Here is a 14,355-nt window from a genome sequence, read left to right as displayed (position 1 = left end):
CACCAGACAATATTTTACTGGAAATTCCTAATTGTGCTAAAAAACAAGTCGAATCCTCGTCATAGCAGTTTTTTTGAATCATGGGCGAACCATTCCCCTGAACATGATTTACCCGAAAATGGTCACATAAAAACCTTTTTTCTCAAATTTTATTTAAATTCACAAAAAAACTGCCTGCAACTTTAGTTACAGACAGCTCGTTTTTTTAGGACTCTAGGGCAGCCCGCTTAATATTATCTTGAAGCTCAAGCATACGTTTTGTTCCATCTTCACGTAATCGCTTGTTCTCTTCTTCGATCTGTTTCGTCTCTTTCATCCCTTGTACAATTGTATTAAAGGAAGATTCGATCGTTTCAATGTCGATGCTTGGACGGCCGGATAATTTGGCAATCTCCACACTTTGACTTGAAATGTTTTCAGCATTTCGTTTCAGCATTTCATTTGTTCTTCTATCCAGCTCACTCATGGAATCAGCGACAAGCTTTTGTCTCTTCGCTGTCACAGCTTGAATGATCCCATTTTTGAAGATTGGAATGGTGATAATGAAGGCAGAGTTGATTTTACCGATTAATTTTGTATTCCCACGCTGAAGCAAACGGATTTGCGGTGCCGTTTGAAGCGCGACCATTCTTGCCATATCAAGGTCATATACACGCTCTTCAAGCGCTTGAATCCCATTACGAAGCGTATCAAGTTCCATTTGTGCCAGCTGGTTTCCACTAGCTGCTTTTTCTTCATATGAAGGAACCAATTGCTTTAATTCTTCAATTTTCATTTGACCGGCTACGACATACTTTTCAAGCTCCATGTAGTATTGAATGTTATGCTCATACATTTCTTCAAGCGTCACAGTCGATTTGGTCATTTCATCTTTATATTTACTGATTTCTACATTAATTTTTTCAATCTCAGCACCGAGCGTTTGATATTTACTAAAAATCTTTTCAATCATGCTGCCGCCGCGTTTAAAGATTTTTGACAACAAACCACCCTTCGGCTCGTCAAAATCATTTTTATCAAAGCGATCCATAATCTTACCAAGCTGCGTCAGCATTGTTCCTGAGTCAGTGACGCTTGTTGAACGCATCATTGAAAGGATACGATCAGAGAACTTAGAGATTTCAACGGCTGGCTGTTTTCCGTATTCAAGAAGCTCAAGCTGATTTTTTGCATCGATCTGTCTCGCAATATTTTGCACTTCTGGTTCGTTTCGAAGCTGAACGCGAATATCGTCAGCCTTCTCAATCGTGATTTCCTCTTTATCAATTGAAATGATGTCATTTCCGTTTGTATTTGTCATAAGCTTTGATCTCCTTATCGGTTTTTAATGGATTGAAATAACTTTCTAACGATGGACGGCTCTTTAAACTCCTGGTTCATGACCATCTCATCAAGCCAATGGGTATCAAATAATTGGTCATCGATATACCGTTCGATACACTGATATCCCGCCGGATGATATACGAAGAGATCCACACCCATTTCATTTAGGAAAATCAGGGCGGCCGCATCAGAACGAGTCAGCTCACCATTATATTCCGTATGGTATAAAATCACTTTCGGTACGGTTTGTGCATAATCAAAGGTTTGAATCAGTTCAATGAGATCCTGGCTCAAATGCAGAACCTGCTTGAATAAATAAATGCGGACATCTAATTCGGTTTCATTGCCTTCTTTTAATAGCTTCGGATGCTGACAGATTCGAGATATCGCCTCTGCTATCGCACGCTGCGCGCCCTCATATAGATGAGAAAACTGCCACACATTGCTTTTCATTAATAATTCAGGATCAATCTCTCCAGTAGCAGAAAGTGCATGCTGATAATGAAATTGATAATTCGAAGTCACTTCTTTTGTAAAAGGAAAATGGCGAATGGTCTTCGTCTCTTTCCCCTCCATTAACGTGTGAATGCGATCCCAGTATTCACGCTTGTCTCGTGTGACACCCATCATTTTCGCAAAAAGATTCGGAATCTGTATCGTGTCCCGATCTGCTTTGAAATTCGGGCGGATAAAGGATCGTTCCTTTGCAATTAAAAACAGCTCATCATACGTTGTCTTCAGCGTAATAGAATGAGGAGTATGATCTCTGAATTGCCACGGCTTATACAGCATTGAATCTTCCGTGTGAAGCACCTCTTCAAGCTCTCTTGTCGAGCGGTACGCCACCGTTGATTTCCTCTCAGGCTTTTCAGTAGGGAACGGCTCAAGCTTTGAAGTCCCCGGGTACTGATCAATAAAAGTCAGCTTTTCTTCTGGATCTAATTCGCGAAACGAATCCACGCCTTCTGGATGAAATAGCACAACATCACAGCCAATCAGCATGACATAGTAAAGAAAATAAAGCTGACTTTTATTCGCCTCTCCATACCAAATGACAGCCGGCATTTTTTCTTCTATATTGACTTCCTTCAGCCATGGACCTAGATGGTTATTTGAAAACTTCACGACATCCAGCAAGACCCGGCGGAAATCGGGATGCTGAAATCCACCCTCATGCAGTTGCTTGAAATGCTCAAACACCTTGATCAATGAAAGACGGATATGCCGGTTCATCACAGGGTTTGGATGGCGTACAATCAGCTGTTCACCATCTAAAAAAGCCACAAAGCGATTCACGGACAATCCCTTTTCTTCTTGGTTAATCAAATGAATACGCTGCAACGCTTGAAAATGCTCTGGCTCAATATGACGATTGAGCGTTTCACTTAAAATATGCATGCCGTCTGTTTCGTATAATTCATGTAAATAAATAAAATAATCGGTTGCATCATGCGGAGTTCCAAGGACCCGGGCGGCGAGACGCGGCAAGGACAACGTATGCTCGTCCTTTACATAACCGTCTCTTTCAGGGAGCGGCTTTTTCAGCACGTTTTTCCAGGCTTCCTGCTCCGCCCGTGTTTGGGTGACATTGATTTCTTTATAACTCACGCCGCTCCTTCCTTTCTCCTATATTTTCTAGAAAGCTACTACTATCATATCATTCAGCCTTCTACTTCTGCTATCGAATCGAAGGCTTTTTTGCCTTCGCCATCTGCTCGATGACAGAAGCGGTGATTTCATCCGCTGCGGCCATGCCAGATGCTGCTGTCGGCTCAAGTTCTGGGTCAAAGTCGAGAACTTCTCCATGCCTTGGGGCAAAGCCCTTATCTGATTGACGAATGAGCCCCACATCTAACAGGGAATCACCCGCACCATAGACGTATTCAAGCTGCAGCCTATCCTTTATAAAAGCAACAGCATCCCACTTATTAAGCGGCTGTGGAATAAAATAAAGCTTCCGTCCCTGAAGAGAAACCTGCCAGCCTCTCTCCTCACCCCACAGCTTCAATTCAGCAAGCGGTATGTGAGATAAATACTCATCTTTCATAATCAAATAAAGAAATCTTCCCTCTGCTGTACGGGTACGCTTCACCCAAGCCGCAACCGGAAGTTCGGAGATCGCCCTCAGCATCTCTCTGACTGGCATACACTCCCTAAGTCTCTCATCAACAATGGCCTGCCAATCCTCAAGCGGCTTGCCATGGTGAAGAATACAGCCCCCGTTTGTTGTGACAGCATACTCCGGTTGAAGCTCTTGTTGAAAGAAGGTGATCCGTTCATACTGTGCAGTCGTTCTTGTCGTCACTGGAATGAACCAGCCTGATTGATGAATCGTCTGCAAGGATCTTTTCGTTTCAACAGACATATAGGAAAGCGGCCGTTCGTCCAGCACCTCAACTAAATCATACTCTCCTTCATACGCATACTGGTCAAGCACTCGATGTGAGTAAATCAGCGTTCGGTCTAAATCACTGGCAAATGCATATGTCTTCATGACGTTTGCTCCAGCGGGCGAATTAACCCGCAGCACGTGTAGGACATATTGGCATATTCAATGACAGGAACGCCTCTGTCCTCAGCCAAAAGCAAAATATGCTTCAGCTTTTCCTGAGATCCAGGCTGAATCAAGATTTTCCACGGGATTCTTCTAAGCAGCACGCGGGTCGTCTCACCAACACCCGGCTTAATCAAATGGGTATTTTTAATTTGAAACTCCTGACCGATTGCTTCAATGGATGCCATTCCGCGCCAATCTGCCGGCGTCCCTTGCGTAAGTATGGTTTCTGCTTTCTCTTGTACATTTGGGCCGAGGCTGGAAAATGCTTCTTCAATCGTATCCACATACAGATTGGACACATCCTCATCAAGCAGCTCTTTATAATACTTTGCCCCATGGAAATCATCGGCATTGATCCAGCGGTTGTTTAGTACCGTACGACTGACAAGCCCTGATACCGTCGAATTGAGGCAGGCACTTGGAATGAGAAAGTCCTCTCTCGTTCCATATACATGTGTACAATAGCCAGGGTCAGCCAGCACAGCCAGCTCACTCGAAAGACGCACGCCATACTTTTTTTCAAAATCAATCACAGCTTTTTCGAGCTCTTTCGAAATCGCACCTTTTCCAGTCCATCCATCGATAAAAGCAATTTCAAAGCCTGGATGTTCTTTCAGCATATAATGCAGTGCATTCTCGTCTATTCCGCGGTCGCGAATAATAGAGATGCTGTAATGAGGCAGATCGATACCATATGTCTTTCGAATATATCGTTTGATTAGCACCCCGATCGGTGTTCCTGCACGCGCCAAGCTGCAAAGCACGGTTTTGAAGCCTCGCTTTTTCACAATCTGTTCTGCTACAACAGCTACTGCTTCGGCTACCTTTTCCTTACTTTCTTCAAGAGATTGATAGAATAAAGTCATATAAGATTCAGTTGGTTTATATTCAATTGGCAGCATTTCTGAATAATGCGCACCACTCTGAATGGAACGCTCCCGCTCTTCTGTACTTTTCTCCATCTCAATAGAGGATAAATCTTTGAGTAAGAAGGTTACATCCTGCTCTGGATAGCTTCCCATCTTTGTATACACGTTAGCCATTCACCTTCACCTCGTCTGATAAAGTCACAATATGCACATGCTTCACATGCCGCTCGGCAAATAAATGAATAAGCGGAAGCAATGCCTCCTGAGAGACCTTTTTCTCAAAAAAGAGAAATACATCATCATATTCACCTTTTGGAATGTTGTACACGTAGTGCTGAATTCGGGCATCCTCTGGATTCATAAAGGTAAACCCATTTTGGACAGCGTATCCATCCTTTTCGACTGGGTGAATAGGACTTCTCGTTGTTGAATGAAAGCGAATGCCTTCACCCATATGTGCAGACAGTCTCATCGGTACATACATCAGCTCACCTGTCCCTAAGCAAAGTGTTTGCTTCCCTTTGCGTTCCTGCCGCAGCTTCAAACCCGCTTCAGCAGCTGCTTGGTCAAGTGCTTCCGTATCTGCTGCGTTTAAACCAAAACGGCCCGTTTCATGTATATATGGCGAATGACCAGCCGAATTTGCTGCATGAGAAAGTGAATACGGCACTTGCTTAAAGAAAGATTGAAGAGAATGAAAAGAGAGACTTGGCCGCTTCTCTTGCTCCGCAATCTCATACGAATAAGCTGGTTCATCAAGCGTTTTGCCTCTAAAGACCATCTGCCCTTTTAATAAAGACAATGATGTGATGTGAATTCCGAGCTCCTCTTCAAGCTGGCACATGGCTTTCTCATGCTCCTCCGTCCGCCAGTCCAAAATGGAAAGAATGGTATAAGAATGCCGCGGGTACTTTGCATGAAGGTCACGAATGATGTTGATATTTGTACGGCCTGTCGTGACTTCATCATCTACTAACACGATGGGGCGGTCTGTGCGAAGTAATGCTTCATCTGCATAACAAAGCTGGTCTGTTGCATGCGAATGTTCTTCTTCAAATACCAATGACGGGTCAAGACCCAGCAGCTGTTCACGTGTCGTATGAATGTAAGATGCGCCTTCTAGCACATCATACACACCATGTCCAAGGGCTGTTGCCGTTTCCGCAAAGCCGATGACGACAGGCTCATTGCCAGCTGCTAGCTTTTCTTTTTTGAGTGTTTCATAGGCTGCCGTTAACGCCGCGTGATCATCCGTCTTGAGTGCCTCTACAAGAAAATCTTGGTACGGAGGCGTCTGTCCCGTTTGCTCTTTGGCATATGCCATCGCTAAAAGACCCGAGACAAGGAGCGGTTTCACTGGATGAACAGGAATATGCTTTCCAAGTACCTTACTAACGAATAAAAAGGCTCTTTTTTTGTTCACCCTTGCTGCCATCTCAAAAAGATGCTCTTTCTCCAGCTGGAGCGCACCTTCTTTGAGGTCAAGCTCAACCTCCATATGTTCCAAGATGTTCAGCGTATGTCGCTTCTGATTCTGTGAGTATGTCGATATAGCTTCTATTTTCATGAAACACCCCGTAAATGTCTGACTTAATTAATATCTGCTCTGCCCACCTGTAATGGGGCTTCGTTTCATTCATCTTATTAGAGAAGACACTCTTCATTACGCCAACTGTGCCGTCAGCATGTTCTAAAATACTTAATGCATCCATGTACTCTTCCTTTGTCACAACGTACATGCTTTGCACTGGCTTGAGATGTGTTGGATGGATCACTGTCTTCCCATGTATGCCGTTGGCTACATCGAGTTTTGTCTCCTTGAGTAAACCTTGTACGTCATCGAATTCAGATAAGGACAGCTCACCGCCCTTAGAAAGCGCACGGATGAATGGTTTTTGTTCCTTTCGTGCAGGGCCAAAATGCTCCCATACTGCACCTGAAACAACAAAGGAACGACCAAAATAATTGATCATATCTGTGATCAAATCAGCAATCAATCTGATTTCATAGATGGTGGTGTCACGATCACGGCGAATGCCATATAAGCCGCAAAGATCCGTTGCCCCAATACGAATATTCAAAATATATTCTTCATCATTCAGCATGATCTGCTTTAACTCAGACAGCACCGTATATCTTGTTTCTTTTTCTAATAAATCGGGTGTTTCCAAAATGGGCATACCGTACAGCTTTGTCTTCGTTTGTGCTGAAACCTGTTTCAAGCTGTCCAAATAATCCTTCGCATTATGAATAGAACACTTCGGAAATACAAAACCCGTCAATAAATGAAGAGATGAACCTAGCAAATCTGCCATTTCAAGCAGCTGCTTCGGTGAACGAACCCGAATAAATAAAAGCGGCAATTGTTCAGCCGTTTCAGGCGTATGCGTCAATTTGTCCGACAGTTTGGCGAGTTGTACCACTAGATTCTGCTCAGCCATTTCCACTTCTTGATCACCGATGGCATCCTCTAAACAAAATACAACAGAGCAAAGCGCTTCATATTTCTGCGACAGCAGCATGTCTGCTATATCCTGTCTTGTTGCAGGCATATACAAAGTAGCACCTAATGCATGCGCAAGTATGTGCCTTGGCGTCATCAAATGCATCGCCACCGGCCTTTTGAAAAAAATATCGTGCTGCTTCGCCTCTGATAAAAACTGAAAATACCGCATGCTGTGCCACCTCCTGTTGTTGAGAGAAAATCGAACAAATGACTTGATGATTCAAAAAAGGATGGAGCCGCTAATCAACTCCATTCCTTTTTGATCGTCCTATTCTTCTTTTGAAGCCGCAGCTTCGTTTGTTACACCTTGATGTTTCTTCTTATTGATTTTATGAACAATAAACGTTCCGATAAATGCTAGGATAATAATTGCAAAGAATACAAGATGCGGGATTTCAATGTGAGCAGCACTCAAGCCCATTTTGATCGCAATGATCCCGATAAGAATAAACGCTGTATTCTCGAGCTCTGGGATACGGTCAATAAGAACAAGGAACAACTGTGCCACTGTACGCATCATGAGAATTCCAAGCATTCCGCCTAATAGAAGAATCCATACTTCCTCAGATACAGCGAATGCTGCAAGAATACTATCAACCGAGAAGGCAAGGTCCATAATTTCTACAGAGATAACGGTTGCCCAGAATATACCAAATACCCGAATCAACCAGCCTTCTTTTTTCAATTCCTTCGCTTCATCATCGCCATCACCTAACCAGAAGTGCTTAATGACAAGCCATGCTAAGTAAGCAGCTCCAAGAACCTTAATCCACCAGAATTTAATAAGCAGCATCCCTACGCCAATGAATAGAAAACGGAAGAAATAAGCGCCAATTAATCCGTAGGTTAATGCCTTTTTACGCTGCTTTTCCGGTAAATGTTTCACCATCACAGCTAATACAAGTGCGTTATCTGCTGATAACAATCCTTCAAGCACGACAAGCGTCCCAATAAGCCCCCAAGAGACAGGGTCTGTTAACACCTCTGCCCACATATGCCAATCAAAAAACGAGGCATATGTATCCAACATATGTTTCAAAATGTCCAACTGGTTTTCCTCCTATAAGTGTAGAAGCATCAGCAGGCTTTCGCCTGCTGCTATTCTTGATCGCTGTTTCTTTCTCACTTTGGAAAAGGCCCTCATATGAGTTTTTGACAGCACCTCTTGAATTGATTTGTTTCTCTTATTTACACTTCTAACCCATAATTTTGACAAAGAGCTGCAAGTCCGCCAGAGAATCCGCTTCCGATCGCGTTAAACTTCCAATCACTTCCGTGTCGGTACAATTCACATACCACAACAGCTGTTTCAATTGAGAAGTCTTCGCCTAAATCGAAGCGAATCAATTCTTCCCCGCCCTCTTCATTTACAACACGAACAAATGCATTAGAGACTTGTCCAAAATTTTGGCTGCGCGTCTCTGCATCATGGATCGTAACTGTAATTCCGATACGATCAATGTTAGCAGGAATTTTCGAGAAATCAACGAGAATTTGCTCGTCATCTCCATCTCCTTCACCCGTCCGGTTATCACCTGTATGAGTGACACTGCCGCTCGGATGCTGAAGGTTATTATAGAACACAAAATCTGTATCTTGCTGACAACGATTGTTTGCATCTACCAAGAAAGCCGATGCGTCCAAATCAAATTCGGCTCCGCCAGAATATTTATTCGTATCCCAGCCAAGACCGATCATCACTTTCGTCAGCCCTGGGTTGGTTTTAGTTAAATCGACACGTTGTCCTTTTGAAAGCTGAATCGCCATATTCGTATCTCTCCTGTCTTTGAAAATAGGAAACTATCGTTATCCGATATCTAAGCCGAAGTCCGTTGCAATGCGTGCAAGACCGCCTTGATAGCCTGATCCGACAGCTGAGAATTTCCATTCCCCGCCATGACGGTATAATTCACCTACAATAATGGCTGTCTCAATTGAGAAATCCTCTGCCAAATCGTAGCGAATAAGTTCTTCATTCGAAGCCGCATTTAAAATACGTACATATGCGTTAGACACTTGTCCGAAGTTTTGACTGCGCGCTTCTGCATCATGAATGGTAATGACAAATGAAATCTTCTCAATACTTGCTGGTACAGCTGCAAGGTCAACATTGACCTGCTCGTCATCTCCGTCCCCTTCACCAGTGCGGTTATCGCCTGTATGTACGACACTGCCGCCTCCGCCAGTTGTTTGGTTGTAAAAGACAAAGTCAGATGGAGAGCTTGCTTTACCTGCTGCATCTAAAAGGAATACACTTGCGTCTAGATCAAAGTCATGTCCGCCGTCATACTTATTGACGTCCCAGCCAAGACCAACGACTACTTTTGTTAAACCCGGATTCGTTTTTGTTAAATCAATTTTTTGACCTTTCGCTAAAGAAATTCCCACTAGGAACCTCTCCCTTCTGTTTAAATGTAGTTTCTCGTAATATCGGCAAGCTTCGCATCATTTGTACCATTTCCAAGAGCCGCAAACTTCCACTCATTCTCTTGACGGTAAAGTTCTCCGACGATTAACGATGTTTTTCCTGCATAGTCATCTTTTAAATTATATTTCACTAATTCTTGATTGTTTGAACGATCAACGATGCGAATGTAAGCATTTTGAATCATACCAAAGTGTTGGTTTCTTCTAAGGGCATCATAAATGTTCACGACAAACACCAATTTATTCACATTACCCGGCACCTTGCTCAAGTTGACGAGGACTTGTTCATCATCTCCGTCTCCTTCACCAGTCAGGTTGTCACCTGTATGCTCAACACTGCCGCATTTGCTTTTTAGGTTGCCAAAATAAATCAAATCTTTATTTTCCGTAAACTTATCATTTTTCAGCATGAGCACTGAAGCATCACAATCAACATCAGCGCCGCCTCCGCCGCCAAACAGCTTTCCTAAAAACCCGCCGCCTTGTGATACAGGGTCCCAGCCAAGTCCAACAAGAATATTCGTTAGCCCTGCTTTCCCTTTTGTTAAATCAATACGTTGACCTTTTTCTAATGTAATCGCCAAATCAATCACTCCTCCAGCATAATAAAAATCTATTTATTAAGCGATGGACCCTATTAAAATCATCATACATGAAAATTCGACAAAATTCATGAAATGACATTGGAGCCTCTTACTCTTTTTTCTATTTACTAGTATATACGATCTATGTTCAAGATAGGTTTCAAACACTTTATATTTTTTTAAAGAAAGATGCATATTGAAAATAGTTCATGTCGTAAATGAAGTGTTTCATGTGAAACATTGTCGAAAGTTCCCGGTGAGCAGCTCTTGCTGATAAGGAGCGTAAGATGTGGTTTCATATGTTGATATAGAAAAGATAAAAGCATGTGTTCAAAGGATAAACCCTTTCGTTTCCTTCCACCCATTGATTTCTTTATACTTATATTCAGCATGTTGTTGAAAGGATGTTGATGATGCCATCACTTCATATATTAGATCAAGTCGCCATTCCTAAAGGTCAGTCTGCGCAGGAGACATTGATTCATACAACGCAGCTGGCTCAGCTGGCTGAAACGCTTGGGTATGAGCGCTATTGGTTCGCTGAACACCACAGCACAAGGGGGCTCGCTAGTACAGCGCCTGAAATATTAATGGCTCATATTGCGGCTCATACATCGACCTTGCGTACCGGATCTGGCGGCATTTTACTTCCTCAGTACAGTCCTTTTAAAGTAGCAGAGGTCACGCGGCAGCTTGAAGCCCTTTATCCTGGACGGATTGAGATCGGAGTCGGCAAATCCCCGGGCGGGATCGAAAGGACGAGACTCGCTTTGACGGACGGCGTGCATAAAGATTTGTCTCAGTTTGACCGCCAGCTGAAGGATCTTCTTTTTTACTTATCAGACAACCTGCCTTCTGGTCATCCGCATGCAGGTGTGAAAGCTGCTCCGCTTGTTGATGCTCATCCGCCGGTTTGGCTGCTTGGACTAGGAGAAAATAGTGCCATGCAGGCGGCGGAGCTTGGAATCAACTATATTTTTGGCCACTTTATTCATCCTGCACGCGGCAAACAAGCATTTGAGACGTATCGATCACACTTTTCTCCATCTGTCTTTTCTAGGCAGCCACAATCTATGTTTGCCGTCTTTGTCATCTGCGGTGAAACAGATGAAGAAGCAGACCGGATCGCCAGCAGTACAGATTTATGGCTGCTGCGTGTTGAAAAAGGACTGGACAGCCGCGTTCCTTCTATAGAAGAAGCAAATGCCTATCACTACACCACGCAGGAAAAGAAAAAAGTGCTGCAAAACCGCCAGCGGATGATTGTCGGCTCGAAGAAAACGGTGAAAGAGCAATTACAGACCTTGATGGACCGCTATCAAACGGATGACATCATGATTCTGAACAATTCCTTTGATCCGATTGAAAAACAACGCTCCTACAAGCGAATAGCAGAATTATTTTGAAGCCAGCTTTTCAGGCTTCTGGCTTCTTTTTTTACATTGTCATAAAAAATGGGAAATGTAACATCAAGATGTCAAAATCCTTCCGTCTGTCATCTAATCGCAAATGTGTCTTCTAATCGTTAGCGAACTGTAAACGCATAAGAGGTGTACCTTTTATATAGTAGAGGTACATATTCAATGAACGGTTTACTACGCTGAGAAAAAGGAGATGACAGACATGAAAAAGAGACTCGATTGGGTAGATGCAGCTAAAGGAATCGGCATTCTGCTCGTGGTTATGGCGCATGTGCCCATTCCAGATTCGCTCAAGCAATTCATTTACTCTTTTCATATGCCGCTTTTCTTTTTACTATCAGGCATGATGTTTCGATCATCCTCATCCCCTGCTCTGTCATTTATTCAGAAAAAAGCCAAAAGCTTACTCCTGCCCTATCTCTATTTCTCCATCATTACGTATGTATTTTGGTTCTCCGTTACTCGTTTTTTCGCATTCAAGGGGCAAACGGATATCGACCCTTTCGTTCCGTTTACAGGTATTTTCATATCCAATGCAGATGAAGCAAGACTTACACATAACCCAGCGATTTGGTTTTTAACGACACTCTTTTTAGTGGAAATTTTATTTTTCTTTATGCATCGTCTTTCAAAAGGGAGACCTGCTGCCGTGATCTTGCTGACTGTTCTTTGCGGAGGTGCTGGATATGCCTCTACCTTGCTTTTAGATCAAAGCCTTCCTTGGAATGCCAATGTTGCCTTGACGGCTGTTGTTTTTTATTCGATTGGATTTTTAGCAAAGCAGTGGTTTGTGGAATTAAAAACAGATCCAACCCTGCTTTTATGTACAGGTCTGCTTGTGCTGACGGCTTACATGCAGAGCTTTAATTCACGGATCGATATGCGCGTCAACGACTACGGTGATCTCTTTATTTTCTATGCATGTGCTCTGCTCGGTTCAGCTGCCGTGATTTATTTAAGCTTTAAATTGAAAACATCCCCTATTTTGACGTATCTAGGACGAAATTCTATTGTCATTCTTGTCTTGCAGTTTGCCGGCATTGATATCATGAAAGCATTTGTTTTTTATGGACTTGGTATCAATATTGCTGATACAGCGCAGCTCTCTTGGACACTTTTTTATACGATCGGCACATTGCTGCTCATGGTGCCATGTATCTCCTTCCTGGGCAAGTACCCGATGCTGCTCGGCAAACGAGCCAAAGCTACACAACGCTACGAACAAAAAACATCCGCCGGCTGAACAGGCGGATGTTTTTCGGATTAATCATTGATTTGAGAAGGATAAAGTGTCATTCCACCATCCACAAATAAGGTGGTGCCTGTGATATATGCCGCTTCCTTAGAAACGAGGAATGCCGCAGCGGACCCAATCTCCTTCGGTTCACCAAAGGTCCTCATCGGAATTTTCTCAAGCTGCTTTTGTTTTTTCTGTTCATCCTGCAAATCATCATTTGATTCGGTTGCCATGGTACCTGGCGCAATCGCATTGATTCGAATACCTGATTCTGCATAATCAAGAGCCAGCGTCTTTGTCATCATATTCATTCCGCCCTTTGAAGTGGAATAATGAACGTTGAATGGGCGCGGAATCTCCTGATGGACACTGGAAATATTTAAAATAGATCCTTTGATGTCATGCTCCATCATATAGGCAAGCGCAGCCTTTGCGCCTAAAAATGCACCTGTTATGTTCACATCGATGACGTTTTGCCATTGCTCCAGCGTCATCTCATGCGGCAGCGCTTCTTCGCCGTTGAAGCCTGAATTATTGACGAATACATCTACTGTACCGAAATGTTCCAATGCTGTATCCATGATGGCTTGGATGCCTTCCTCTTTGGAGACATCTGCGTGTACTTTCACCGCTTTGCCTCCGTGCTTCTGAATGGCTTGTACCGTCTCTTCAGCACCATCTTCATCTCCTTTATAGTTCACAACCACATTCATTTCCTCTTGTCCAAACCGCAATGCGATCGCTTGTCCAATTCCTTTTGAAGAACCTGTGACAATGGCTGTTTTCCCTTTTAAATCTTGATACATCTTCATTTCCTCCATTCACGTGCTTCATCTTGTTGATACACAATGGTTACCCACTTTGGAAAAAACAAAAACACAACCCTCTGCATTCGTACTCTAAGAGGGTTGTGCGTTTCATCAAGCTAAAAGGTGTTATAGACATTTTCACACGTTTCGGCGGTTGGCTGATAAAAGCAATGCGACTTATACCTTGCCACAAACGGCTGATTATACCATGTCGCTGGACAATTGCCAGGCGGTTTAAAATACCAAAGGCTGAATTTTGCCGGCCAAAAACGTTCTCCGTTAATATTTCTCCGCGCAAGTGTTTTTTCAGTTTCTCGTGCTCGTTGATAAAAGTACCCATGCGTGACCGCTTCGAATGCATGCTCCTGATAAATCATTTGTGGAATCGTACGCAGCCCTTTAAAGTCAGAGCAGTTGGCACGCAGCCGATTGATGCCCACATTTCCTACGAGCAGCATCCCTTGCTTCCCTTCACCTTCTGCCTCCGCTCTCAGCAGTCTGGCCATTAAATCAATATCAGAGCTTGTCGCTCTTACCACTGCCATACATCCACCTCCAGTTCGTTTCTCTTTTATTTTATGTAGCGTTTCTGTGTAGATGACTGCCATTTTGACATGAAAAA

At 43.3% G+C, this 14,355-nt stretch carries 14 protein-coding genes; 2 read left to right on the top strand and 12 right to left on the bottom strand.

The window, feature by feature from the left end; translation table 11 throughout:
• Positions 1-205 precede the first annotated feature (205 nt).
• The 10 genes from NST59_RS01650 to NST59_RS01605 all read right to left on the bottom strand — a co-directional run bounded on the left by NST59_RS01650 (position 206) and on the right by NST59_RS01605 (position 10,266).
• Positions 206-1,300 carry a toxic anion resistance protein gene (locus NST59_RS01650; protein ID WP_034283225.1) on the bottom strand — a complete coding sequence of 365 codons (1,095 nt, stop codon included), beginning with the start codon at positions 1,298-1,300 and terminating at the stop codon, positions 206-208.
• Between the two features lie 14 nt (positions 1,301-1,314).
• Entirely contained in the window at positions 1,315-2,931 is a 1,617-nt protein-coding gene (locus tag NST59_RS01645) for a YceG family protein (protein WP_126682160.1), read from the bottom strand.
• A gap of 70 nt (positions 2,932-3,001) precedes the next feature.
• Positions 3,002-3,817, bottom strand: a complete 816-nt coding sequence (locus tag NST59_RS01640) for an HAD family hydrolase (RefSeq protein ID WP_099662865.1) — start codon at positions 3,815-3,817, stop codon at positions 3,002-3,004.
• Entirely contained in the window at positions 3,814-4,923 is a 1,110-nt protein-coding gene (locus NST59_RS01635) for a cysteine protease StiP family protein (RefSeq protein ID WP_099662864.1), read from the bottom strand. Before NST59_RS01635 ends, NST59_RS01640 begins: the two co-directional genes overlap by 4 nt.
• On the bottom strand, positions 4,916-6,247 hold the full coding sequence (locus NST59_RS01630; RefSeq protein WP_144516442.1) for a phosphoribosyltransferase family protein: 1,332 nt from the start codon (positions 6,245-6,247) through the stop codon (positions 4,916-4,918). The genes NST59_RS01635 and NST59_RS01630 overlap by 8 nt, the downstream gene beginning before the upstream one ends.
• On the bottom strand, positions 6,237-7,424 hold the full coding sequence (locus tag NST59_RS01625) for an HpcH/HpaI aldolase/citrate lyase family protein (RefSeq protein ID WP_247544626.1): 1,188 nt from the start codon (positions 7,422-7,424) through the stop codon (positions 6,237-6,239). Before NST59_RS01625 ends, NST59_RS01630 begins: the two co-directional genes overlap by 11 nt.
• Positions 7,425-7,523: 99 nt before the next feature.
• Complete coding sequence (locus NST59_RS01620; protein ID WP_039176272.1) at positions 7,524-8,303, bottom strand: TerC family protein; 780 nt, start codon at positions 8,301-8,303, stop codon at positions 7,524-7,526.
• A 140-nt stretch (positions 8,304-8,443) separates the two neighbouring features.
• The gene (locus tag NST59_RS01615; protein ID WP_034664245.1) at positions 8,444-9,022 is read right to left on the bottom strand and encodes a TerD family protein; all 579 of its coding nucleotides are present in this window, start codon (positions 9,020-9,022) and stop codon (positions 8,444-8,446) included.
• A 39-nt stretch (positions 9,023-9,061) separates the two neighbouring features.
• Positions 9,062-9,643, bottom strand: coding sequence for a TerD family protein (locus NST59_RS01610; protein WP_039176267.1), 582 nt, complete (start codon positions 9,641-9,643; stop codon positions 9,062-9,064).
• Between the two features lie 20 nt (positions 9,644-9,663).
• Positions 9,664-10,266: a TerD family protein gene (locus NST59_RS01605; RefSeq protein ID WP_039176264.1), complete on the bottom strand. Its 603-nt coding sequence runs from the start codon at positions 10,264-10,266 to the stop codon at positions 9,664-9,666.
• A gap of 413 nt (positions 10,267-10,679) precedes the next feature.
• Between NST59_RS01605 and NST59_RS01600 the strand changes: the two genes are divergently transcribed.
• Together NST59_RS01600 and NST59_RS01595 are read left to right on the top strand one after the other, a co-directional pair.
• Positions 10,680-11,672 (top strand): LLM class flavin-dependent oxidoreductase, encoded by a 993-nt coding sequence (locus NST59_RS01600; RefSeq protein WP_216431134.1) that lies wholly within the window; start codon positions 10,680-10,682, stop codon positions 11,670-11,672.
• Positions 11,673-11,889: 217 nt separating this feature from the next.
• Entirely contained in the window at positions 11,890-12,930 is a 1,041-nt protein-coding gene (locus NST59_RS01595; RefSeq protein ID WP_126682156.1) for an acyltransferase family protein, read from the top strand.
• Between the two features lie 20 nt (positions 12,931-12,950).
• On the opposite strand, the gene NST59_RS01590 is transcribed toward NST59_RS01595, so the two are convergent.
• Together NST59_RS01590 and NST59_RS01585 are read right to left on the bottom strand one after the other, a co-directional pair.
• Positions 12,951-13,730: a glucose 1-dehydrogenase gene (locus tag NST59_RS01590; RefSeq protein ID WP_058837265.1), complete on the bottom strand. Its 780-nt coding sequence runs from the start codon at positions 13,728-13,730 to the stop codon at positions 12,951-12,953.
• A 119-nt stretch (positions 13,731-13,849) separates the two neighbouring features.
• Positions 13,850-14,278, bottom strand: coding sequence for a cell wall hydrolase (locus NST59_RS01585; RefSeq protein WP_039176249.1), 429 nt, complete (start codon positions 14,276-14,278; stop codon positions 13,850-13,852).
• Between the last annotated feature and the right edge of the window lie 77 nt (positions 14,279-14,355).

The sequence above is a fragment of the Bacillus sp. FSL R5-0439 genome (genome assembly GCF_038008805.1).
GTDB classification, from domain to species: domain Bacteria; phylum Bacillota; class Bacilli; order Bacillales; family Bacillaceae; genus Bacillus; species Bacillus safensis.
This window is presented reverse-complemented; position numbering and strand designations above follow the sequence as displayed.

Excerpts from the sequence above, each read along its gene's own strand:
- NST59_RS01650 (WP_034283225.1), bottom strand. The coding sequence starts at position 1,300 with ATGACAAATACAAACGGAAATGACATCATTTCAATTGATAAAGAGGAA.
- NST59_RS01640 (WP_099662865.1), bottom strand. The coding sequence starts at position 3,817 with ATGAAGACATATGCATTTGCCAGTGATTTAGACCGAACGCTGATTTAC.
- NST59_RS01635 (WP_099662864.1), bottom strand. The coding sequence starts at position 4,923 with ATGGCTAACGTGTATACAAAGATGGGAAGCTATCCAGAGCAGGATGTA.
- NST59_RS01630 (WP_144516442.1), bottom strand. The coding sequence starts at position 6,247 with ATGGAGGTTGAGCTTGACCTCAAAGAAGGTGCGCTCCAGCTGGAGAAA.
- NST59_RS01625 (WP_247544626.1), bottom strand. The coding sequence starts at position 7,424 with ATGCGGTATTTTCAGTTTTTATCAGAGGCGAAGCAGCACGATATTTTT.
- NST59_RS01615 (WP_034664245.1), bottom strand. The coding sequence starts at position 9,022 with ATGGCGATTCAGCTTTCAAAAGGACAACGTGTCGATTTAACTAAAACC.
- NST59_RS01600 (WP_216431134.1), top strand. The coding sequence starts at position 10,680 with ATGCCATCACTTCATATATTAGATCAAGTCGCCATTCCTAAAGGTCAG.
- NST59_RS01595 (WP_126682156.1), top strand. The coding sequence starts at position 11,890 with ATGAAAAAGAGACTCGATTGGGTAGATGCAGCTAAAGGAATCGGCATT.
- NST59_RS01590 (WP_058837265.1), bottom strand. The coding sequence starts at position 13,730 with ATGTATCAAGATTTAAAAGGGAAAACAGCCATTGTCACAGGTTCTTCA.
- NST59_RS01585 (WP_039176249.1), bottom strand. The coding sequence starts at position 14,278 with ATGGCAGTGGTAAGAGCGACAAGCTCTGATATTGATTTAATGGCCAGA.